The 21,553-nt window shown below is 39.7% G+C and carries 28 protein-coding genes; 21 read left to right on the forward strand and 7 right to left on the reverse strand.

Going from position 1 to position 21,553, the window contains the following annotated elements:
* Positions 1–51: 51 nt before the first annotated feature.
* The 12 genes from HPY60_09085 (at position 52) to HPY60_09140 (ending at position 7,109) form a co-directional block, all read left to right on the forward strand.
* On the forward strand, positions 52–297 hold the full coding sequence (locus HPY60_09085; GenBank protein ID NPV51333.1) for a hypothetical protein: 246 nt from the start codon (positions 52–54) through the stop codon (positions 295–297).
* On the forward strand, positions 294–482 hold the full coding sequence (locus HPY60_09090; GenBank protein NPV51334.1) for a hypothetical protein: 189 nt from the start codon (positions 294–296) through the stop codon (positions 480–482). Before HPY60_09085 ends, HPY60_09090 begins: the two co-directional genes overlap by 4 nt.
* Entirely contained in the window at positions 473–1,078 is a 606-nt protein-coding gene (locus HPY60_09095; protein ID NPV51335.1) for a hypothetical protein, read from the forward strand. The genes HPY60_09090 and HPY60_09095 overlap by 10 nt, the downstream gene beginning before the upstream one ends.
* 181 nt (positions 1,079–1,259) lie before the next feature.
* Entirely contained in the window at positions 1,260–1,508 is a 249-nt protein-coding gene (locus HPY60_09100; protein NPV51336.1) for a hypothetical protein, read from the forward strand.
* The gene (locus tag HPY60_09105) at positions 1,477–1,845 is read left to right on the forward strand and encodes a hypothetical protein (GenBank protein NPV51337.1); all 369 of its coding nucleotides are present in this window, start codon (positions 1,477–1,479) and stop codon (positions 1,843–1,845) included. Before HPY60_09100 ends, HPY60_09105 begins: the two co-directional genes overlap by 32 nt.
* A 3-nt stretch (positions 1,846–1,848) precedes the next feature.
* Entirely contained in the window at positions 1,849–2,181 is a 333-nt protein-coding gene (locus tag HPY60_09110) for a hypothetical protein (protein NPV51338.1), read from the forward strand.
* Positions 2,178–3,338 carry a site-specific DNA-methyltransferase gene (locus HPY60_09115; protein NPV51339.1) on the forward strand — a complete coding sequence of 387 codons (1,161 nt, stop codon included), beginning with the start codon at positions 2,178–2,180 and terminating at the stop codon, positions 3,336–3,338. Before HPY60_09110 ends, HPY60_09115 begins: the two co-directional genes overlap by 4 nt.
* 1 nt (position 3,339) lies before the next feature.
* Positions 3,340–4,716, forward strand: coding sequence for a hypothetical protein (locus tag HPY60_09120; protein NPV51340.1), 1,377 nt, complete (start codon positions 3,340–3,342; stop codon positions 4,714–4,716).
* Positions 4,700–4,873 carry a hypothetical protein gene (locus tag HPY60_09125; protein ID NPV51341.1) on the forward strand — a complete coding sequence of 58 codons (174 nt, stop codon included), beginning with the start codon at positions 4,700–4,702 and terminating at the stop codon, positions 4,871–4,873. The genes HPY60_09120 and HPY60_09125 overlap by 17 nt, the downstream gene beginning before the upstream one ends.
* A 128-nt stretch (positions 4,874–5,001) precedes the next feature.
* Positions 5,002–5,913 carry a site-specific DNA-methyltransferase gene (locus HPY60_09130; protein NPV51342.1) on the forward strand — a complete coding sequence of 304 codons (912 nt, stop codon included), beginning with the start codon at positions 5,002–5,004 and terminating at the stop codon, positions 5,911–5,913.
* The gene (locus HPY60_09135; protein NPV51343.1) at positions 5,910–6,707 is read left to right on the forward strand and encodes an MvaI/BcnI restriction endonuclease family protein; all 798 of its coding nucleotides are present in this window, start codon (positions 5,910–5,912) and stop codon (positions 6,705–6,707) included. The genes HPY60_09130 and HPY60_09135 overlap by 4 nt, the downstream gene beginning before the upstream one ends.
* Positions 6,708–6,857: 150 nt before the next feature.
* A complete protein-coding gene (locus tag HPY60_09140) occupies positions 6,858–7,109 on the forward strand; it encodes a hypothetical protein (protein NPV51344.1) in 252 nt (83 codons plus the stop codon).
* An 8-nt stretch (positions 7,110–7,117) separates the two neighbouring features.
* Here the strand turns inward: HPY60_09140 and HPY60_09145 are convergent, their stop codons facing one another.
* A complete protein-coding gene (locus HPY60_09145) occupies positions 7,118–7,672 on the reverse strand; it encodes a DUF2284 domain-containing protein (GenBank protein ID NPV51345.1) in 555 nt (184 codons plus the stop codon).
* Positions 7,673–7,800: 128 nt separating this feature from the next.
* Here HPY60_09145 and HPY60_09150 point away from each other — a divergent pair, with 128 nt between their 5' ends.
* Positions 7,801–8,553, forward strand: coding sequence for a winged helix-turn-helix transcriptional regulator (locus tag HPY60_09150; protein NPV51346.1), 753 nt, complete (start codon positions 7,801–7,803; stop codon positions 8,551–8,553).
* A 7-nt stretch (positions 8,554–8,560) separates the two neighbouring features.
* Here HPY60_09150 and HPY60_09155 read toward each other — a convergent pair whose 3' ends face one another.
* Complete coding sequence (locus HPY60_09155) at positions 8,561–8,938, reverse strand: pyridoxamine 5'-phosphate oxidase (GenBank protein NPV51347.1); 378 nt, start codon at positions 8,936–8,938, stop codon at positions 8,561–8,563.
* A gap of 131 nt (positions 8,939–9,069) precedes the next feature.
* Between HPY60_09155 and HPY60_09160 the strand changes: the two genes are divergently transcribed.
* Positions 9,070–9,309 carry a hypothetical protein gene (locus HPY60_09160; protein NPV51348.1) on the forward strand — a complete coding sequence of 80 codons (240 nt, stop codon included), beginning with the start codon at positions 9,070–9,072 and terminating at the stop codon, positions 9,307–9,309.
* A 36-nt stretch (positions 9,310–9,345) separates the two neighbouring features.
* A complete protein-coding gene (locus HPY60_09165; GenBank protein ID NPV51349.1) occupies positions 9,346–10,029 on the forward strand; it encodes an epoxyqueuosine reductase in 684 nt (227 codons plus the stop codon).
* Positions 10,030–10,037: 8 nt separating this feature from the next.
* Here the strand turns inward: HPY60_09165 and HPY60_09170 are convergent, their stop codons facing one another.
* From HPY60_09170 to HPY60_09180, 3 genes are all read right to left on the reverse strand, one after another.
* Positions 10,038–12,191, reverse strand: a complete 2,154-nt coding sequence (locus HPY60_09170) for a PAS domain S-box protein (protein ID NPV51350.1) — start codon at positions 12,189–12,191, stop codon at positions 10,038–10,040.
* Between the two features lie 118 nt (positions 12,192–12,309).
* Entirely contained in the window at positions 12,310–12,855 is a 546-nt protein-coding gene (locus HPY60_09175) for a hypothetical protein (protein ID NPV51351.1), read from the reverse strand.
* Positions 12,856–12,921: 66 nt separating this feature from the next.
* Complete coding sequence (locus tag HPY60_09180; protein NPV51352.1) at positions 12,922–13,749, reverse strand: hypothetical protein; 828 nt, start codon at positions 13,747–13,749, stop codon at positions 12,922–12,924.
* A gap of 130 nt (positions 13,750–13,879) precedes the next feature.
* Here HPY60_09180 and HPY60_09185 point away from each other — a divergent pair, with 130 nt between their 5' ends.
* Entirely contained in the window at positions 13,880–14,761 is an 882-nt protein-coding gene (locus HPY60_09185; protein NPV51353.1) for a hypothetical protein, read from the forward strand.
* A 190-nt stretch (positions 14,762–14,951) separates the two neighbouring features.
* On the opposite strand, the gene HPY60_09190 is transcribed toward HPY60_09185, so the two are convergent.
* Entirely contained in the window at positions 14,952–15,554 is a 603-nt protein-coding gene (locus HPY60_09190; GenBank protein ID NPV51354.1) for a hypothetical protein, read from the reverse strand.
* A gap of 123 nt (positions 15,555–15,677) precedes the next feature.
* On the reverse strand, positions 15,678–16,313 hold the full coding sequence (locus tag HPY60_09195) for a hypothetical protein (protein NPV51355.1): 636 nt from the start codon (positions 16,311–16,313) through the stop codon (positions 15,678–15,680).
* Positions 16,314–16,497: 184 nt separating this feature from the next.
* Here HPY60_09195 and HPY60_09200 point away from each other — a divergent pair, with 184 nt between their 5' ends.
* The 5 genes from HPY60_09200 to HPY60_09220 form a co-directional block, all read left to right on the forward strand.
* Positions 16,498–19,302 (forward strand): phage portal protein, encoded by a 2,805-nt coding sequence (locus HPY60_09200; protein ID NPV51356.1) that lies wholly within the window; start codon positions 16,498–16,500, stop codon positions 19,300–19,302.
* Positions 19,303–19,369: 67 nt separating this feature from the next.
* The gene (locus HPY60_09205) at positions 19,370–19,561 is read left to right on the forward strand and encodes a hypothetical protein (GenBank protein NPV51357.1); all 192 of its coding nucleotides are present in this window, start codon (positions 19,370–19,372) and stop codon (positions 19,559–19,561) included.
* Positions 19,562–19,577: 16 nt separating this feature from the next.
* Entirely contained in the window at positions 19,578–19,913 is a 336-nt protein-coding gene (locus HPY60_09210; GenBank protein ID NPV51358.1) for a hypothetical protein, read from the forward strand.
* Between the two features lie 3 nt (positions 19,914–19,916).
* A complete protein-coding gene (locus HPY60_09215; protein ID NPV51359.1) occupies positions 19,917–20,771 on the forward strand; it encodes a hypothetical protein in 855 nt (284 codons plus the stop codon).
* Positions 20,771–21,553 (forward strand): hypothetical protein (locus HPY60_09220; GenBank protein NPV51360.1); only part of this gene is annotated, 783 nt, incomplete at its 3' end. The genes HPY60_09215 and HPY60_09220, both read left to right, overlap by 1 nt.

Raw genomic sequence — 21,553 nt, forward strand, 5'->3', positions numbered from 1 at the left:
GGACAATCTTTTTAAACACCAATGTATAATATTGGACATCGAGGACTTTAGATGTCCGAAATACAGGTTTTTGAGGTCCTTGCGAAGATCCTCCCATACCTCGTATCTCTTGGTATAGGGGCCTTTGCAGGGTGGGAGCTTGTGAAGACTAAGATCCACGAGCTCGCCGAGTTTTTTAAAACGGTCGATGAGGCGCTCTATGACGACGCCGTGACCGAGAAGGAGTTCCGGGCCATCTGGGAAAAGGGCAGGGCCCTATTTCAATGGAGCTTCGCCGCAAAGAAGGGGGAAGCTTGAGGACTTTCTTTAGCACGACTTCAATCCACAACGGCGAAGAGGTAGAAAGCTGCACCATCACAGATTCTGAAGGGAGTTCAGTCTTCATAACAGAAGGTGACTGGATTGAGATCGGGAGGATGAAAAAGTGGGCTGACCCTGACACTGGCACGCCAAACGTTTTGGAGGAAATCCCATGCCCGTAGATATCGAATGGGCGAAAGCCAACGATACGGTAGGCCAGGAGTTCGAGTCAAACTACATCCCCGGTACAACTGACAAAGATCTAGAAGATGCGAGGGCGTTGATGGAGAAGCTCCTGAAGAAATATGGCAGCAGGGATGCGCTTGAGGCAGACGAGCGTGATTGGGCGAAATACAGGCAGGCGATGTATGTCGTTGCATCACGATCCAAAGACACGATGGACAGAGCAAACAAGGCAAGAGAAGAGCTGATCAAGAGAAAGAACTTGTTATCCCAGTTCTTTGACGACAACAGGGAAATCCTTTTCAAGCTGCCGGAATGGGCGAGGATCAATCTCCGCAAATACACCGACTACAGCCTTTTAGTGGACCAGGAGTACCTCTGGCAGGCATTGGGGGAGCTAGGCGAGGACGGGCTTACAAAGCATTTGCTGAACGTTGCAAACTACATCTACTTGGACACTGGCTTCCTGGGCGGGAGAAGGGAGGACTATGACGCCCTGCAAAAAGGCCCCGTCAGGAGCATATACCATAGGCCCACATGCAAGGCCCAAAAGACGGTACATCCAAGCTGCGGGAGCGGGTGTAACAAGGTCTGATGCCTGATGAAATGCCCCAGCTGCAGGTCGACCGGCTATCCAAAGGATAAGAAGAGATGCCCCCACTGCGGAGCTTTCCTGATACATGAGCATTTGTGCCCCATATGCAGGTCAAGAGGCGAGATCCTCCCGACTATCAAGTGCACGCTGACAAACGGCGAGCCTTCAACAAGCGTTTATTTTGAGGGGAGAAAGGTCCACTTCCATTACGTTAGGCTTTGCAGCAAAGGATGCGGTAGCTATCGAGCGGAAAGAAAAGATTCATAGGTGCGCTAAATGCGGATTGGAGCTCAAATGCCCGGACTGTGACATGGGGCCGCTTTACTGCAGGATATGCGGCAACACGATAAAGCACCCGGCGGAGCACAACTTCACCTGCCCCGTCTGCTTTTCAAATCTTGGGAGGAAGGGATACGGGCTTAAGAAATAGGGCCAAGAACGGGCTCGTGCTTGATGTTTTGCACAGCCAGAATGAAGAAGGATTTGTCTACTCTGTCAGGCAGCACCTCCCGCTTGGCCCAAAAAAGTGCACCGGCGGATTCAATCTTGTTGTAGTTCCGTTGTCTGACGGCATACTCACCTCAATAGACCGGGACAACTTCAATGTCGCTGTTGACACCGAGGGCAGATTGATTCTAACAAGGCTAGACAGGAAGATCCAGCTTGTCTTTGACTATGACAAGGGTTTCATGACGGGGATCCTTGGGGGCGTTTTATACGATACCTTTGAGATACCTAAGCATGAAGGGACCGACTACCACGGCTAGAAGATGACGGGATTATTGAAGATATCCAAGGAGTCCTTAGGGGAGAAGGAAAGAAAGCTGTATTCAAAGCTTTACAGGCACATCATAGAGAGCTTTGAGATTGACGAGATTGCGGCTGACCAGATATCGCTTGCCCTGGTGTGCCAGAAGTGCATACTGCTCCCAAGGCTATTATCCGGCGAAGACGTTGACATAAATCAGGTGAGTGAATCGATAAGGAAGTGGCTTTCCGAGTACAGGCTGACGCCCAAGTCAAGAGAGAAGGAAAAAGAAGTAACGATCAATCTCTCAGCAATTATTGAGGAGATCCACAGGGAGAGGGAAAATCCAAATTGAAGCCCTTTTTTGAAAATGATCTTGGGAGGATCTATCATGGCGACTGCCTTGACGTAATGAAAGAGCTCCCTTCTGAATCGATTGATCTTCTCCTGACTGACCCCCCTTACGGCTATTCCTTTCTGGGAAAGGACTGGGACAGGGCAGTCCCGAAAGTTGACATCTGGAAGGAGTGCAATAGGATTCTGAAACCTGGATCATTTGCATTTATCATGAGCGCCCCAAGGCTCGACTGCCTTCTAAGAATGGCCCTAAATTTAGGGGAGGCGGGATTTGAGATCGGATTCACTCCTATTTTTTGGGCATACCACTCTGGATTCCCCAAAGCGCTTGACATCTCCAAAGTGATCGACAGGAGGCTTGGCCTTAAAAGAGAGCCAGTTGAAATGCCGGGAAGGCAGAGATCTGCACTTTGCTGGGGGAAGCACTATGCCTCTGGCAGGCGGGAGATTGATTTCACGCTTCCTGCGTCAGATGATGCAAAAAGATTATCAGGGGGTTATGCAGGATTTCAGCCAAAGCCCGCCGTTGAAGTGGTAATAGTTGCCATGAAGCCGCTATCGGAAAAGAGCCATACCGACCAGGCCTTAAAAAATGGAAAAGGGGTAACATGGCTAAAAGACTGCTCAATCCCAACTGAAGACGGATTTTCAAGGTTCCCATCAAATCTGCTCACTTGCGATAAAGTATTCGGCGGGGATTCCTACCTGTTCGACCTTGACATGTGGTTTGAGAAGAGGGTGGGGTCACTTCCCAAAGACATGGCGGACAGATTCCCATTCCTCTTTGTGAAGAAGCCATCAAAAAATGAAAAAGAATCGGGGTGTGAATCCATAGGGTCAAAGAGGTGGTGTGATGATGAAGACTCAGTTGATATTCCCCAAAAGAGGAACAGAAAAGAGCGCCACAACTACCACCCAACTGTGAAGCCTGTAAAGCTCATGACCTATCTGACTGTTCTGGGGTCTAGGCCAAAAGATATAGTTTTGGACCCGTTCCTTGGAAGCGGCACCACAGCCATGGCATGCGAGCTCTTGGAGAGAAGATGGATCGGCATAGAGCTTGAGAAGGAATATGCGGAGATAGCAGCTGCTAGAATATCAAACTCTGGCCTTAAAATTAGGGCCAGCTTAGAGAAAGAGAGGTCTGATTCTTAAAATGGATATGAAATCACTTCTCACATCCTGGATAGATGATCCTGTGAGATTTTCAGTTGACTGCTTTGGCGAGGAGCCGGATGATCTTCAGAGGCCTATTTTTGAGGCTGTGACAGAGCATGACAGGATAGCCGTTAGAAGCGGGAACGGCCCCGGGAAGACATGGACAGCTGCAAAGCTTGGGCTATGGTTTTTTGTGACAAGGCCTAAATCAATAGTTGTCACGACTGCTCCTACTTGGCAGCAGGTGCAGCGGATACTCTGGAAGGAGATCAGGGCCAATATTTCCAAAGCCCCGATTTTAAGGCCATTTCTATACCTCCCGCCAAGGGATGCTGAGGTCTTAATGATAAGGTCAGATGGAAGCTATGGAGATGACTGGGCCATGATAGGAAGGGCCAGCGACAAGAAGGAGAACATGCTAGGATTTCATGCGCCATATCTAATGTTCATAGTGGACGAGGCATCAGGGGTGCCAGATGAGATATTTGAGGCCATTGAGGGAACGCAGACCCAGGAGGGCGTGAACTCCTCCAAGATCCTCTTGATAGGAAATCCCACAAGACCAGAGGGATTCTTCTATGACATCTTCCATTCTAAAAGCTCAAACTGGAGGACGTTCCATCTTGACGGTAGGCTTAGCCCAAGGGTGTCAAAACAGTGGATATCCCAGATGGCTGAAGATTATGGCAGCGACAGCCCGTTCTTCCAGATACATGTGCTGGGAAACTTCCCGCCTGCTGACAAGAACACTTTGATACCACTCTCCTGGATAGAGAGGGCGCTAGTCGATCCAGAAGGAAAAGACAAAGGTGCAGCATATGCTGGATTTGATGTTGCCGAGATGGGGGATGACTACAGCGTCTACATTAAGGCCTCACTTGAAAGCGACTTATTCAATATTTACGATATAGAGTTCATGGCAAAGCTTGAGATATCGCCCTTAGCAAACTGGGCAAAAAACAAGCTGGACAATGATCCGCCTGAGAAGCTTGTAATAGACTCTAATGGTGTTGGGGCAGGCGTCTATTCAAATCTAAAAGAGGAGGGCTATCCCGTGATAGGATTTAGGGGAGGGGAGTCCCCGTTAATGCTTTCAGAAGAAGCAAAGTTTGCCAATTTAAAATCTCAAGCCTACTGGAATCTTAGATCATTGTTTGAGAAGAGCGAGATTAAAATTCAGAAAGGCCAGAACTTTAAGAAACTTGTTTCAGAGCTCTCCACAATTAAATACGATTTTGATTCCAAGGGAAAGATCATCGTGAAGAGGGAAAAGGACAAGAAGTCGCCTGACTTTGCAGATGCGCTTAGCCTATGCTGCTTTGGGCCCTATCTTTCGGCACAAAAATTAGGGGTTGCGCTTGTCGACATCTGGTGAGATTAAGGCCGGAAAGAACTCAAAGTATACCGCCCAGCAGATTAGGAAATGTATTGAATATCTAGAAAAAGGGCATAGCGAGAGATATGTGGCCTTAAAATTAGGGCCAGACTGGACTAGGGAGAATGTCAGGTATTATAAGAGGAAATACATCTAGAATTTATTGTAGATTGTTTAATATTTCATTTATAATCATACCCTCAATTAATATACGGAAATATTTATAGAAATTATAATGAGGCAATACTTAAACTTATATAATTTGAGTAATGACATAAACTTGTAATGTTGCCCAAGATAATGTTGGAAAAAAATCTGGAATATGGAACTAAATTGAACATAGGTTATACTAAACTATGTGAATGCACTTCCAATAAATTAAATTGCTTAACCGCTAAAGAATGGCTTAAAAGTCAAATAGGCGTCTGGCAATTTTCATATGAAAAAGAAGACATAAGAGACAAAAATATCCATCCTGCAACTTTCCCAATTTCTCTAGCTAGAAAAGTAATCCAACTGTTTACGCACGAGGGTGAACTTGTAGTTGATCCATTTGTTGGAAGTGGGACAACTCTGGTCGCTGCAAAATCCTTAAATCGTAATGCTGTAGGATTCGATCTCCATGAAGAATATATTAAATTATGTGGAAAACGATTGGCCGATGAGAAATTATTTAGCAATACGTCTCAAATAGCAATTCAGGACGATGCCCGAAACATCGAAAAATATTTTGATGAAGAAACAATCTCCTTGATATTTACTTCACCACCTTATGCTAACTTATTAAACAGACCACGTAAAAATAAATCTCGAAGAGATAGAAATACTGAGCAGCTGGGAAAGGTCGAGCAATATTCCCAGGACTCCCGTGATTTGGGCATTCTAGATATTGATGAGTATACCTCTCAAATGGGGGATATTTTTGAGAATATATTGCCCCTAATAAAACCAAGAGGGCATTGTGTTATTAACGTGCCAGATATGTGGTGGGAAAACTCAAGAATTACAATTCATGTTTCTTTGATAAATGAATTAAGAGAACGAAATTATGAACTTAGGAACATTATCATCTGGGACAGGACAAATATAGTAAATAAAGTAGGAATATTTGGATGGCCGAGTAATTATATCACAATGGGAGTTACCTTTGAATATTTGCTTGATTTCTGGAAACCCTCTCCTAAAAAGGATATATAGGTGGTTGCATGAAAATTTATACAAAAGAAGAACTAATTTCCAAATTAATAGAAGTAAGAGATATGGGATGGATACAGAATTTAAGACCTGGAAATGCCGGTGGTGTTGGTAATACTCTAGAAGATTTACTTGGAATCGAAGAAAATAATTTGCCGTTACCCAATGCTTCAGAATGGGAATTAAAATGCCAGAGAAAAGGTTCTTCTTCGCTAACCACTCTTTTTCATACAGAACCCTCACCAAGGGCATTAAAAATTGTCCCTGCAATTCTTCTTCCCTTATATGGGTGGCCCCATAAAGAGGCAGGTATCAAATATTCTCCTGAAGAAATGAGTTTCAGACAGACCATAAATGGACTTTCAAGAACGGATAGGGGATTTGGGGTCGTGGTTGATAGAAATTCAAAGAAGATCGTTATCTCTTTTGATTCGGCTAAAGTATCAGATAGACATGGACAATGGATGAAAAATGTTGAGAAAAAAGTAGGACTTGTAGAACTAAATCCCCAACCTTATTGGGGATTTGAAGATTTACATCATACGGCCGGTACAAAACTTCTAAATTGTTTTTATGTCAAAGCCGAAGTGAAAAAAGAAGAAGGCAAAGAGTTTTATTATTACAGAGATATATTGAAATTAGAAAAATTTGATTTTGATAAATTCGTTAAAGCTATTGAAAACGGGGTAATACTGATTGATTTTGATGCAAGAACTGGCCACAATCATGGAACTAAATTTAGAATGAGAGAGGATAGATTACCCGAACTTTATGAAAAAGTTGAAAATATATCTTGATTTGATCATTTATTTCAAACCATTTTCCACATATATAAGAATGTGAAAAAAGTAGGAAAATTATTTCTTTTCTCTTTCCTTAATGACAACGTATAAGTCCACATAGTTCCCAATAAAATCAGGTGATGCAAAACGGCAGCAATAGTTGAAATGAATGGAAAGAAATTTGTTGAAGGAAATGAGATAATAGCAGCTTGGAAGAGCCAAACAGGCTGGCACTGGTTTGCAACTGAAGTTTCTGAAATAAGGAGAGTAGAGGACGAGACAGGCGGCTCAGTGATAAACGGAAAGCCTGAGAACGACATAATCTACTACGGCCTAGTTTTAGGGCCAACGGAGGAGTGGGGCTACTTTTCCGGAAGAGAGCTAGAGATGGACGAAAGGGTAGAAAAATTATTTTAATTTTATTATTATTCCAGTAGCAGCAAGCAAAAACTCTTAAAACACGTATTTTCCTCTTTTACTACATCTAGTTGGTAGCCTGCGTTTCTTGCAGTCTTGAAAACATCAATCCCCGCACCTTCCATTGAGGGCCTTGCAATTCTTCGATTAACGCACTTCTTTTTGTCAAATAAACTTGGATTCTCCAAGCTTTCCGCAGGACAAACATCGCAAAGCCTGCATGTTCCTGCGTAGTATGCAAATGCCCTGTAGAGTCCGCTCAAGAAAGCCTCTCTTTCGAGGCCTGCCATGTTTCTTTGAATTTGTCTCCACTCGCCCCTTTCCCTAAGGTCTGTAAATTCAATTAACATTGCTTTGCTGTACTCATTTAACCTTTTTCTTGTTTCGTCTGGTGGTTGCACGTAAGGGGGGCACGCAAACCTTTTCCCGTATTGTCGGCATCCAAATTCGCACTTCTGCCTGACCCAATCGTTTACAGAAATGTCGGATATAGGTATTATTTTAACTGAGTTAGCGCCCTTTTCAATGGCCATGTTTTTTATTTTTTCAATGCCATCTTCCATCGAATCACCAATATTGCGTTCAAATATATATTTATATACTTTATGGGCATTAAAATATACTGAATATATAATAATAACTTTAATAGTTATAATGGAAACTTTTTTATTTCCCCACAAATATTATGCTCATGGATAAAGACATTAAGATTGAAGAAGAGCTTAAGGAAATCAAATCTGAACTTTCTTTGATTAGAAATGAACTTCGAAATCTGTCTAGGCCTCCGTTGGATCAAAATAATGCTAATGTCAGAGATAACTTTAGGGGAGTCATTTCGAGCTTGATTTTAGACGATCTTGACCAATCTCTAGATAACAATATTGTAAGTGACTGCAACAAAAATCCAGCCTGCAAGAAAGCATTTCGAAAAATATTGCTTGACAATCAAGAACTGATAGACTCTGGGAAATTCAACGAGGAAAATGCCTCTAAGAACAAAGATAAATTAGATGACATGAAAAAAACTGCGCCCTATGATAAATGTGAAATATGTTTTGGCGAAGTTTCAGAGCTTTTTGGCAAGCAGGTTAGAATAGCAAGATCTATGAAAATATATAAATCAAAGACCGAGAGCATGTCAAAGCTCAATGAGGTCTCTGTCGATGCCATTGTATCAGACTTTCTTGAACCTGTGGCAAACATACACCGATTGCAGATAGTAAAGTCTCTAGCCAAAGGCACAAAAAGCTTTTCTGAGCTTTCAAAAATAACAGGCCTAACAGGGGGAAATCTGCTTTTCCATCTTCAAAAACTTACCGAAAACGAAATAATACTTCAGTCCCATGAAAGGGGAGACTATTTAATTACAGAAAAAGGACACGCAATTTTATTGGCTGTTCTCGAACTACATCTCTCTATGAATCTTTCAAAAGAAGAAAAATAAAAATAAATTATCTCTTGTAGGGAAATATTTCCTTTACATCTATCAAAACTGCATAGTTTGCTTTAGGCAGTTGAGGCATTTTTTCTTTCAATGCTTTAGAAACGTTTTCATAAATTGGGCCTGAGTCCATGAGCGTGGCTTTGCCCTTTATCTGGAATCCTTTGCTTCTGTCCTTATTTAAAACGTAAAGGGATATGTTTGGATTCTCTTTCAAGTTTTTTGCAGTATGGGGTGAAGCAATTTCTGCAAAAACAAGTTTGTCCTTTTCTAATACAGTAATACTTCCTTTAGGCGAAACGTTTGGAACTCCATCCCGCCCTGATGTTCCGGCAAATACCAAATGCTCTTCCTGGATCAAATCCATAACTTCTTGTGGCATGTCCATAATATCACCAATACCATTGGGGTTTGAGTTATTTTTATATTTGCCCGTCACTGAAGTATATTTAGTATATTTTTATGACAAAAAAATATATAAATATGACTAAAGTAATTCTTATTGTTGGAGGTGGATATATGGATGCAAAAAATGAAATCAGACTGCAAATTTTATCTGCCCTGAAAAATGCTAAGTTTCCAATAGATACTCCAGAAAAACTCATTGCAGCTTTTCCCAACGGTGCTGACACCAAATGCAAATCCGGAAACATTGAGATGACCGCAGGAGAAGCGGGAAAACTATTAAAAGCCAGCGACTTTCCATTTCTTAACGCAGATATGGTGGCAAACACTATAGTCCAGAGGGCAGGATTATAAATTTATTTTTTTATTTTTATTTAATGGAGGAAGTGCATGAAAAATGTCAATCTCAAGGCAGAGATAATCTCTAATGCCAACAAATTGGATTTAGACTTCATCAGCGTAGCAGATGCTAAGGGGTATTTAAATCAAGATTATGTTGGGAATAAGCCCCAGGACATAATGAAAAACTGCAGTAGCGTAATTGTATTTGGTGTGTCAATCCCAAAAGGTGCATATGACTCTTTGCCAAAAGGCCGAGCGGAGTACACAAATACACTTCTCGCTGCGACTGCCACTTTGAGAATTGCCGGTTTTAGACTGGCAAAACTAATCGAGGAAAGGGGATATAGTGCAACTCTTGCCCCTTCTGAAGGAAGTGAATTTGGGTATTGGTATGCAAACAAAGAAACGCTCAAGGCAAATTTTTCAATGAAGTACGCATGTTATCTATCGGGAATAGGATCATACGGAAAAAATCATCTTATAATAACTGACAAATTCGGCTCAAGAGTAAGGATGGCCGCAATTTTAACTGATGCTGAAATTGGTGCAGACTGCCAATCTAAAAGTTTAATCTCTGAAAAATGCAAAAACTGTTACAAGTGCGTTGAGACATGCCCAGTTTCTGCTTTTTCTATTGATGGGAAAATCGACCGAAGGAAATGCAGGGAATATATGTTTGGCGAGCTTGGCGGGTTGCGCTGTGGCATGTGCGTAAAAGTATGCCCGATTTGATGAAAGAATTACATATATCTCTTCAAAAATCTCCTTGTGTCTTCGGTATCCATCCATCCTTGATCAAGTTGTTTAATAATCTCTTCAATCCTAGCTATCTGTTTTAAAAACCGTTTTTTAGTCTTCTCATTTTCAATCTCGACTTGTGCAAATCCACAAATTATTGTTAATGGATTTCTTATGTGATCCACAAGATGGGCAAAGTACTCTAGATTTTCGCTTAATTGCTTTTGGGATATATTAATGAGCGTGACGTCTTCTGCTATTCCCCTATACCCTATAATCTTCCCATCCTTACCTTTCCAAAGAGTGAAATCAAATAAAAGGTCTAATTGTCGACCATACTTTGTCTTCCATTGCGACTGGAAATTTTTGACAAATCCTTTCTCCTCAATCTCATCTTGGAATATTTTCCTGTGGCTGGGATCTACGTAAAGATAATTTACATCAAGTCCAATCAGCTCTTCTTTTGGATATCTCAATAGATCGGCTGTAGCTTGATTGGCATCAAGTATAAGGCCTTCACGACTTGTTGTCCATATAGGATTCTTTGAATCTTCAAATAAAGTGCGGTATTTCTCTTCGCTTTCTCTTAACGCCTTTTCAGCCATTTTGAATTCATTGATATCACGAATTGATTCTATGGCCCCAATCACATCGCCATAGGCATCAAAAAGTGGCGAGGCTATTGCCCACACATAAGCCCCTTTGCCATTGTAAAGTGCTGGAGTAAATACTTCAACGTATAATGCGTTTCCTTTTCGCTTGACAAAATCATATTTAGGGGAAATCTGAGATTCAGATTCAAAAATGAGGTCTATCAAATAGGGCCTCTGCTTACCATAAAATGGAACTGCTCCGTAGGAACGGTCCTTTCCTATAATCTCTTCTTTTGGAATTCCAGTCATTTGTTCCATTGCACGATTCCAAGCTCTGATTCTCTTATCCTTGTCAATAATAAAAGTTGCATCAGGTAAGAATTCTATTATGTCTTCAAGCTGTTTGTTTGTGGATCTTAAACGATCTTCAGCTTCCTTTCTTTCAGTTATGTCTTCAACTATGCCTTTGTAGTGAGTTATGCTTCCATCTGAAGTTCTGACAATAAATGACCAATCACTTACAAATTTTATTTGCCCCAATTTTGTTATTATACGATAGGGCTCGTGAATAAATTCAGTTCTATCTTTTTCCTTACTGAATTCTTCAACTTCTTGAGAAACTCTCGAAAGATCATCTGGATGGATGCAACTTGCATAGGAAACTTTTCCAGAAGTAAAATCTTCAGCACTATGTCCAAAAAGCGTTTCAACATTTTCTGAAACAAATTCAACTGGCCAGTCTTCTGCATTCTTCCATGTAAAAGCTACGGAGCGGCTCTTGTTAATAATAGTCAGAGCTTCCATTAATTTCTCTTCAGTTTGTTTCTGTTTTGTGTTATCCCTTCCGACTGCCTGAAATTCTATAATATTATCTGATTCGTCAAACAATGCCCTTAGTACCCATTGTTGCCGCCTTTCTTCTCCCGAAGATAGTGTTATGCAATTATCATATGAAATTATAGGCCTTTCTTTTGAAAAAAGTGTTAATTCATGCTCTATATCTTTTAGAATGTGGTCGGAAATGTATCGCAGATAGTTAACACCAATTATATCTTCACGTTTTTTTAAATAATATTTGCATAGCGCATCATTAACAAAAGTCATAGTGCCATTGGGAGTGAACCTGCATATCAATTCAGTCTGGTCTTGGACAATGGCATGGTATCTTTCTTCGCTAACTCTTAAATCCTTTTCAGCTTTTTTACTTTTCGTTATATCATTAATAACAAAGAGATGCAAATCAGGTGAGATGTTGGCAATGGCCACGTATCCAACAACAATTTTCTTTCCATCTTTTCTTAAGATTTGATATTCTCCTTTTTGTTTTCCTTTATTCAAGAGGCCTTGCCATAGTTTCCTTCCAGTTATAAGATTGGAAGGTGGAGCGATATCTTCAATCTTCATGTTCAATAATTCATCTTTTGAATAACCAAGAATGTTGCAAGCCTCATGATTTACGTCAACAAAAGCAGAGTCATTGCCAATTAGCATCACACCATGAAAAGAATATTCAACAATATTTTTATATACGTTACAATCGTCAGTATTCGATATTTTGTTCATGGGAATCACGTTATTAAATATAAAAATATTTACTAATCTTAACATAGTAATGAAGAAGTATTAAAAGATTTTGGTAATATTGAGATTATCGCAATTATTGAATTAAATAATCCTTTTTTTATGCTTCCCTATTAATGATCTTATTATTTACACCAGCATTAGTTTTCATGTCTGTAAAAAAGAATTCTACAGTTTTTTTGTAATCCTTCACCCTAAATATTTCTTCCCAGTAATTTTTAATCGGGGACTTTCTTTCAATTCCGTATGATGCCTCAATCTCGACCCCTCCTGTTTTAGAAATTTCAAGATAAGGCAGTATAACTGCATCTATCTCCTTGATTTTGAAGACTTCACTAGCAATAGTGCAGCAGTCCTTGTAGTAGCTATCCTCATTTGAAGATAATGGCGAAAAGTCTCCGCTTACAAGAGAGATGACGCAGACCCCATTTTCCTTGGAATAGATGACCTTGTCTATCTTAAGATCGATCTTGTCCTTCAAGAGTGCATACGTTCTTGCAACTACCTCGGCAGGATCGGCTTCAGGATGCCCGACCAATGATTCATCATTAGTCTGCATTTCATGTTTAGGAGAAGTAGATAAACAAGCACTTAATACTAAAACAGCAATTGGTATTAGAAACACGATATATTTTCTTGATGACATTTGATAGCCTCAGATATTTTGTTAAATTGATAAAACATTATATATAAATTTTTAGATAAAATTATATTAAATTATGGCCCCATAGTTTGATGGGACATCCTCGAATCTTTTCCATTCGTACCACGAAGAAAGATTCAAAATATTGGCCCAATCGTTGATTCTTTTTAGATCTCCGTCAAAGGTGTTTTTATATTTGTCCATAATCTCAATAAGTAATTTGCCTTTATCCTCAAATTCAAAATTATCGTAGGCAGAGTCTAAATCAAATTTTGTCTTTTTGGCTAGGACATTAAAATAAGCGTAGTTCATTGAATGTGAGGCTTCATAGATTTTCAGAGGAGTTATCGCTTTCACATCCTTATTTAATCCCCCCAAGGCCTCTTTCAACTGGGATTGAAATGATAATTTCTGAAATTCTCTTAATCTAGGATATTCGTTATAAATCCACTCTTCGATTTTTAGATCAACTGGCTGATTTGTAAGCTGCATTACTAGGCCCTTGAAAAGCATTTCAATTAACTTCTCAACCTTTGATTTAGGCATGACTTTAGATATGGAATCAATATCATTTGCTATCTCGTTGATGGCAGTCTCAGAACTCTTGGAAGATATAAAAGGGATTAGTCTTTCTGAAGGATCGGATTTGAATATTCTTATGATGTGGCCACATTCATGGGCTATAATGTGATTGATGCTTTGGCTTGCGCCTTCTTTGTAATATACAATATGATTCTCCATTTCATTTCTGGCTATCTTCAACTTTGCATGAGATGTTATTTTGTTGTTTGGTATAAATTTGAATCTTTTCTCTGTAAGGCTCTCCACCTTTTCTAGGATCTCCTTTGTTTCGGGTATAAGTTCCAAGCTCATGAAATCATAACTCGTAGAATCCAATAATGTATTGTTTATATTAATTATTTCTTTTAAGCTTATTCAAATTTGAGAGATTTCTCTTTTTGTAAATATTTTCTACCCCTTATTCATTTCGGGGATTTTAACAAACAATTAAAGGAGAGTGTATTTTATGGGTAAAGTTTTAAATAATATAAAGAAATTAAAAAATTGGTTGATAAGATTGACCGGTAGAAAAAAAAAGATGACTGTTGAACAAAATAAGGCAAAAGAATTACTAGTTGATTCCTTTTCAAAATCAGAACTTCATGATTTATTTTTTGGCATAGAATCCACCGCACAAACAGAAGAAAATTTATTCAATACTATTAAAAAATGGGGAGTTATAAAAAAATGTAATTTTTCTGATTTAATCTTTTATTATTTTATAGTTGAAGATTATTTTGATGGTATCGAACAAGTAATTACTACGGCTATTACCTATAATACAGGAGTTAGTATAGGTCAAGTCATTTTCTCCTTGCCAAATATCAACGGGGCAGTAATTAACATTGGTAAACCACTTAAACTAATTCTTGTCACATCAGGAAACTTAGTTGGTTTAGCTGTTATTAGGGAATCGGGCATATGTATTTGTCAAGACGAGTTAACTATGATTTATCAAAATCAAGTAGGGTATATTTTGTATAATAATTTAAATTTCAACTCTTTACAAGATATTAAATTAAATAAATTAGAAAAGGGGCATTATTCAAAACTTATCTCCGATATAGAGCAATTACTAATAGGATATTCACAGCCAAAAAATATTTTATACGCCTTAACTAATTGGATTAGAAACAAATGGGAGATATTAATATTAATTGTAGTTGCTATTATGGGTGGATCATTAATTTTGATATTTCCAGATAATAATCTTATTGAATATGTTTCTTACCTTTCAGGAGCAATCTTTATAGCAACATTAACCTATTTATTTACAAAAAAGAGATTTGTTAAACAAGAAACAGCAATTGAAGATAAAGATAAACAAAAACGAAGAATGTCTAAATAATCGATATAATTATATACCGAAAGATTTAATTTTTCTTTTATTTTTTTAATTAAAACTATTTTGAACGAATAATTTTTTAGGGGGCATGAAAGATTTATGTATAAAATTATTGGCAATATTAATTTTTTTTGTATCCTATATGTCTAGCAATCGCATTTATAATTTTAGGATATTTAGCAGTTAAATATTTTTAGCTATCTGAGCTTCTTATGAAAAAATTATAAAATTCTTTTATTAATAAGGCAAAATTAACCAAAGCAAAAGCTTCTAATGCCATTACAGAACATATTAATCTTTTTACATAAATCATATCATCGGTGAAAAAGGAAAAAAATGAAAGGAAAATTATTAATAGCATTAAAAAGGTGTTTATGTAAAATAAAAAAGATACCCACCACCCTATGCTCATTTCCATTTGAGTGCTCTTGTCTATAGAACTAAAAACAGTTACTTTCATTCTTGAGACTCCTAATGCCACCAAGAAAAGACCGATTAATGTAGCATTTACCTGAATAACAGACGAAAAAAGATAGTTTTTCTCTGTCATTATACACAATGGATTATCAACTAAATATAAATTAAAAACTTCATATACATAACGTATTACAAAAAACCCAACTACAACTAAATAAACAAACAAGCGTTTAAGCTTATAGTCATCACTTTGTTTATATGTTTTTATTTGAAATAAAAGATTGTTATAATTTTTTTTTATAGATCTATAATTTTTAGATATAAAAATAATCGTCACAAGAATTAACATAAAAGATATAATTATCGATAATATATCCATGTAACATTTTTTTTTACCTACTTTATATTTTAACCCCATATTCCTTGCGAAAGTTTCAATTTATTTCAATTAATCTTATTAAGAAATAAAATAATTCATAATTAAGGATTTAGCTGGAAGTGGTTAAGATTCTTGAAGACCTATTTCGTTTCTTATCGCTAGTAAAGGGCTCTGTTCAGCCAATTTTTTGATTTTATTTATGATGATTAGTGATGACTCGAAAATTATTTTATCAACGAGAAATTCCTTTCCTACCCAATAATCTTCAACTTTCAAAACACCATTATTATTACAGTTATCTACTACATCCATAAAATCTTTATCAATAAGCCATCCGTTGTGAACTATTATATTTCTACCTTGTAGTAATAATTTTAACCACTTTCTTTCCTCATCTGTTAATTCATTTTTTAAATTTACATCTAGACAGAAATTAAAAAATATATATAGCCAATCTGAACCACTTGTATTTGTTAATCTTCCTTTTCCATCAATAAATTTTTTATGAAAAATATCTCTCCCTGCCTGGGAACCTATTCCGCTTTCGAAGAGATGTTTAACAAAATATTCTAAAGCCGATACTAAATTAACTAAACACGTATTCATATACAAGAAAGGCCAATGCTCACCCGTGATAGTTCCAACTGGGCAGTTTTCAGCTAGATAATCCCAACTAGAATAAAATAATTTTTTGGTAGATTCGACATGTGCTTCTAGTCGATAAAAAATCTTCATCGTTCTCCATTCTTCTTTTGACATTTTTTATCACAATAAAAAAATAACTTTTGATATATAAAACTTATAGTTTTGTTTAGAAAATTCTAGGTCTCGATTTGAATAAGCCAATTAAAAACATTATAAATTAACCAAAAGTCTCGACTTTGAATAAGAACCAGAACAGACAACTCATATAAACTCTTTACCCAGTCTAAATACTCTTTGATTGTCTTTTCTTGCAAAAATTAATCCATATGGCACAGTAATCTCTGGCCTTAAAAATAGAGTTGCATTACTGGAGAAGGAGCTTTCTATAGTTGGGCAGGACGGCAACCTTTACTTAAAGGAAACATCCGAGCCCAAGTTCCCAACAATGTCAAAAGAGAAGATCCTGAAATACTGTGATCATTCACCGCTTGTCCAGCCAATCCACAACGCAATAATACGTGAGGTCACAAACGCCGGATGGTCCATCAAGCCCCTTTTCAACTCTAAGTGCAGCAAATGCGGGAAAGAGTATGATAGGCCTGAAAATGTTAGTTGTGATTGTGGGGGCAAAATATTAAGGCCTGAATTAGAGCAAAAAAACAAGCTCCAGTCCTTCATAGACAATCCTCATCCAGATATAGATCTTTATTCAATCATAAGATCCGCCCTCAAATGGGAACTTTGTATTGATGACTATTATCTATCCCTTTCCTACATAAGGCAGAACGACAGGGGAAAGTATTTCATAATGGAAGAGCCCCAGGCGCTCTATGTTGAGAATCCTCTTTTGATTGGGAAGGTTAAGCGTGGCGATTCTGATTGGTCTTACTTCTGCCCCATCTGCAATCTGCTTGATGAAGAATATTTATCAGATTCAAGGGGGAAGTGCCCCAAGCATAAAATAGAACTTTGGGAGACGGCATACGTACTTTATTCCGGGAATAGGATAAGAAGGCGCTACTCCAAGAGAGAGATAATAGAAGGCCACTTCAACAGGAGACTCCCCGATGAATATGGCACTCCAATAATCCAGGCATGCATAAATCAGATAGAAGCGGCCTTAAATCTAGACCTCCTGAATCGTGACACTTTTGAGAAGGGCACCCTCGCAAAGATATTCGCCTTCGAGGGCTATACGCAGGACGAAGTGGCGTCCTTAGAGCAGGCAATAGCATCGATGGTAGAGAAAAGAAAAAGCATAGGTTCAAAGCTATTCAATCTTTTTCTGGGGAACTCGAAAGGCAAGATAGAGATACATGACGTGCTTTCTGATCCCTCAAAGCTCCAGGCTCTGGAGTGGCACCGCTACTATCGTGACATGCTCCTCTCAAATTACGGTGTGACTCCAGTCTTTGCAGGCACAGTTGAGAGCGGCAAAGCTGGGAACAACCCGATGCTGCAGATTGACGTGATGGCGAACACTACAAAGGCATGGATGAGGACTATCTCTGAGCCCATAAACACTATTCTGCTTTCAGCTCTTGGAATAACGGACTGGTACTTTGATTTTGATGAGATAGAGCGTGAAGACAAGAAAGAGTCGGCATTTGTCCAGAAGCTAAGGGCCGAAACAGTCGCCATCTACAGAAGATCCGGTCTTGAGATTGAGATAGAAGACGATGGCACCATCAATCCGATCATAACAAAAGAAACAAAGCCAAAAGAGTCCTTTCCACAGATAGAAAAACAGAAAGATCCTCTAGACAAATTGTTTGATGATCTTGCGGATGCACTCTTCCATATTTCAAGGGATTATGAGGATGGCCTGCTTCAAACTCTGGAAAACAGTTCAAAAGATAGGGCCAATCTTGATAATGAAATAATTCCGGCCGTATCAGACGTTACACTAAAGCTGGATGCCAAGCTTAGGGCCAATATTCTTCTTATTTTTAATCATGCTTACCTAAATACAATTTCTAAATACGCAAAAATAATCTCAAAAGACGATATCAATCCAAACATACTGAAATACCTGAAGGAGTATTTTGAGGGTTACGTCTCGCCCTTTTTCGATAAGTGGGAAGAGGGGGAAAAGGCGAACATATTCAGGATTATCGAGGAAGAAATACTAAAAGGCTACAACTGGCAGACGGTCAGAAAAAGATTATCTGAGGAGTATTTCGAAAGAAGGGATTCTTACTACTGGCGGATGGTGGCAAGGACCGAAGGAACGAGAGCATTCAGCTTCGCATCAGAGCGGGCTGCAAAGGATCTTGGTGCCACTGAGAAGAGATTCATTTTTACTGAAGACGGCCTTGCATGTGTTAGCTGTGTGCAGGCCTCAAAAGAGGGATGGATTCCCATTGATTCAGAGACATCATTTGGCAATCCGCCGCTTCATCCGAACTGCAGGTGCTACTATGAGTTCCGGATAGGGCCAGCTACCAAAAGGTGGGATGATGTGCCAGCTGAGAAGAGGAAAGACTTCACCGAAGAGATGCAGGATGCCCTCTGGGAATACTCCTCCACTTCCTATTACATCAACACGATATTACGGCACCCATTAGATTATCTAAAAAGAATATCCTACAAACTTCAGATAGAGCGTGCACTGAAAGCGATTGAAACAATGAAAAAGATATTCAATCTAGAAGGAAGCAAAATCAACGAAGAGGGTGTTGTCCTTTGGAGGGGCCTTGATGAAGCTGACATATTAGATCATATTCTTGATCCAAATGATCCCGAGCTAAAGGATATTTTCGATGACAAAGGATTCTCAAGCACAAGCAAGGATAGTGACATTGCCCTTGCTTTTGGTTACCATTACATGCAGGTAAGCCAAGGCCATATAACAATGCTAAAAATCCACGTCCCTTACGGGACAAGGGTGATTTATATTGGAAATTCATATGAATACACCCAAGAGGAAGTCATACTGCAAAACGGATCGATTTTCCGCATAAACAACACTTCTTTCAGGGATCTTACAGAGTCTGAAAAAGAACTACTGTACAATGAAGGCTTGGACCCAGAAAGACAAAAAAATATAAAGGTCAAAATCTATGATGTGGACTACTTAGGTGATACAAATATCAGAGCTTAAGAAGGATGATCCAAATAACAGGTTTGTTGCAGGTGAATTCATTACAAGGGGCGTAAATCTATGCCTCATGTGCACCCACTACAGAAAGGAGCATAAGTGCGATGCTTTCCCAGAAGGCATACCCCACGAAATATGGATTCTCAAAGTGTTCCATAACAAGCCATATCCGGGGGACAACGGAATCACTTACAAGCCGCTTCCGGAGTATGATAATTCCATTGAAAACATAAAAGCTACATATGATAAATATTTCACTTGATGTAAAGGCGGAGCCTTTGAAAACTGTTCTTGGAAAGGCCCCATCTGAACTTGGCAGCATAGTTTCTGAGGAGATTGCAAACTGGGCGCTTAGGACCTCCAACCTTTCAAAGTCCAGATCGCCAGTTAGAACAGGAAATCTTAGGCAGTCGATAACGCCTGCAAGAACAACTGATTCTGCAAATGTTTCTGCACTTGTGATGTATGCAAAGTTTGTCGAGCCGCCTCCATTAGGTGTGCCAATGAAGCGGAAGATGACAAGAACTATGTTCCTATACAACTCCGCCATGGAGGAGCTTGAAGTGACAGTTCTAAAGATTAATGATAGGATCAAAAAGCTGATAGAAGTTTAGATCATGGAAGACTCATTCAGATTTCAGGGCGAGTTCTTCAAGGTGAACGAGGAGGGAGATTTCTTCATATTCGGCCCGGCTTCGGCAGAGCTGCTTGATAGCCAGGGGGACGTCATAAGGATTGACGCAGTGAAGAAGGCCCTTCCAGAGCTTTTGAAGCGTGCAAGGGTTACAGTCGATCACAAGGACCAGATAGTCGGCGAGATTGTCGAGTCCTTTGAAAAAAAGGGTCTTATCTACAAAACAGAGGTAAGGCCGCCAAACAATGAAGAGCTTTCAAAGTTTTGTAGCCTTGAGAAGGAGAAGGAGGCCCTGTTCGTCCTTGCCAAAGTTTGGGACGACACGGAGTACTGCAAGGAGGTCAGAAAGGCCATAGAGAAGGGCGACTACAGATCTTATTCCATTTCTGGAAACGTCCTAAAATCCAGGCCTTGCAAATCAAGCGAGGGATGCACAAGGATAGTCTCTGACCTAAACCTTTCTGCAGTCACCATCTGCCGCTCAGGAGCAAATCCGGCGGCGCAGTTTGACATCTTAAAAGAGGAAAAAGAGATGCCAGAAGAAGTTACAAATGCTGAGAAGAAGGAGCCAGAGTTTCTTACACGCTCCGACTTTGAGGCATACAGGAACGATCTTGAGAAGAGGCTTGAGCCCATTTCAAGAATAGATGAGATCCTTGGCATTCTTAAGGCCACGGAAAACAAAACAGACGCCAAATTAGAGCTTGAAAAGATCAGGGAGGAGATCAAAAAGGAGATCCTCTTAGAGTTCAGGCCGGTGCAGAAGTCAGAGGGCGTCTCTGAGAAGGAGATATCAGCTGGCGACATAGTATCAATGCTATCCGAGAAGAGGATCTAATGACAGCACCATTTTTCAAGAGCTACGAGGACATGCTGGACTACTACTACTGGGAGCCTCTGAAAAGATCAGGGGTCGACCCGAAGGTATTCCAGAAGTATAACAGGGCAAGCGACATAGCAGAGGAGATAGAGCTCTCCAAGTCTGACGCCCCCGTATTGACATCAACAACCGGAGTAAGGAACGTCCTATTTGGGGCCACCCTTTACTCCCAGATTGTCACCGAATCAAACGCTTTTGCGCTTCTCCCAAAGAGGCCATGGTCAAAGTCAGGCTATAGGGCACTGACTGCCGCAGGCCTTACCACTGGAGGACACATAACAGAGGATGGGGGAATACCAGAGACAAAGAAGCCCACATTTGCAGAGATTACAGTGACGCCACATACCGTTGCAAGAGCCACAAACATCTCAGAGATGGAGAGACTCTTAGAGCAGAAGGACGACACTATAAAGTGGGCCGACGTTGTTTCATACACTGCAGATGAGTTCAGAAATACTTTGAACAGGAACATCCTCGCCGATGCAGACGGCTCAGCAACAGATGGCAGCATAATAACGCCGCTTGACAGGATTATCTCATCCTATTCTGAGGTCTCAGAAACAGAGCTTACCACAAATGAAGGGGATGTCTACGGCCTTGATAGAGATGCTGCTGCAAGCTGGACTGATTCAAACGTCTCGCATGGCGGATCATCCGGGACAGAGACAGACAGGACCCTAACGCTATCCATGATAGATGACGTCATAGCAGAATGCGAGCCCTACTGGGACGGAGGGGGC

The sequence above is a fragment of the Methanofastidiosum sp. genome, from assembly GCA_013178285.1.
Classification (GTDB): Archaea; Methanobacteriota_B; Thermococci; order Methanofastidiosales; family Methanofastidiosaceae; genus Methanofastidiosum.

Bases quoted from the DNA above. Each gene is read 5' to 3' on its own strand.
- HPY60_09170 (NPV51350.1), bottom strand. From the start codon at position 12,191: ATGAACAAAATATCGAATACTGACGATTGTAACGTATATAAAAATATT.
- HPY60_09155 (NPV51347.1), bottom strand. From the start codon at position 8,938: ATGGACATGCCACAAGAAGTTATGGATTTGATCCAGGAAGAGCATTTG.
- HPY60_09215 (NPV51359.1), top strand. From the start codon at position 19,917: ATGGAAGACTCATTCAGATTTCAGGGCGAGTTCTTCAAGGTGAACGAG.
- HPY60_09140 (NPV51344.1), top strand. From the start codon at position 6,858: ATGAATGGAAAGAAATTTGTTGAAGGAAATGAGATAATAGCAGCTTGG.
- HPY60_09205 (NPV51357.1), top strand. From the start codon at position 19,370: ATGTGCACCCACTACAGAAAGGAGCATAAGTGCGATGCTTTCCCAGAA.
- HPY60_09160 (NPV51348.1), top strand. From the start codon at position 9,070: ATGGATGCAAAAAATGAAATCAGACTGCAAATTTTATCTGCCCTGAAA.
- HPY60_09150 (NPV51346.1), top strand. From the start codon at position 7,801: ATGGATAAAGACATTAAGATTGAAGAAGAGCTTAAGGAAATCAAATCT.
- HPY60_09175 (NPV51351.1), bottom strand. From the start codon at position 12,855: ATGTCATCAAGAAAATATATCGTGTTTCTAATACCAATTGCTGTTTTA.
- HPY60_09095 (NPV51335.1), top strand. From the start codon at position 473: ATGCCCGTAGATATCGAATGGGCGAAAGCCAACGATACGGTAGGCCAG.
- HPY60_09145 (NPV51345.1), bottom strand. From the start codon at position 7,672: ATGGAAGATGGCATTGAAAAAATAAAAAACATGGCCATTGAAAAGGGC.
- HPY60_09110 (NPV51338.1), top strand. From the start codon at position 1,849: ATGACGGGATTATTGAAGATATCCAAGGAGTCCTTAGGGGAGAAGGAA.
- HPY60_09190 (NPV51354.1), bottom strand. From the start codon at position 15,554: ATGGATATATTATCGATAATTATATCTTTTATGTTAATTCTTGTGACG.
- HPY60_09165 (NPV51349.1), top strand. From the start codon at position 9,346: ATGAAAAATGTCAATCTCAAGGCAGAGATAATCTCTAATGCCAACAAA.
- HPY60_09130 (NPV51342.1), top strand. From the start codon at position 5,002: ATGTTGCCCAAGATAATGTTGGAAAAAAATCTGGAATATGGAACTAAA.
- HPY60_09085 (NPV51333.1), top strand. From the start codon at position 52: ATGTCCGAAATACAGGTTTTTGAGGTCCTTGCGAAGATCCTCCCATAC.
- HPY60_09195 (NPV51355.1), bottom strand. From the start codon at position 16,313: ATGTCAAAAGAAGAATGGAGAACGATGAAGATTTTTTATCGACTAGAA.
- HPY60_09185 (NPV51353.1), top strand. From the start codon at position 13,880: ATGGGTAAAGTTTTAAATAATATAAAGAAATTAAAAAATTGGTTGATA.
- HPY60_09120 (NPV51340.1), top strand. From the start codon at position 3,340: ATGGATATGAAATCACTTCTCACATCCTGGATAGATGATCCTGTGAGA.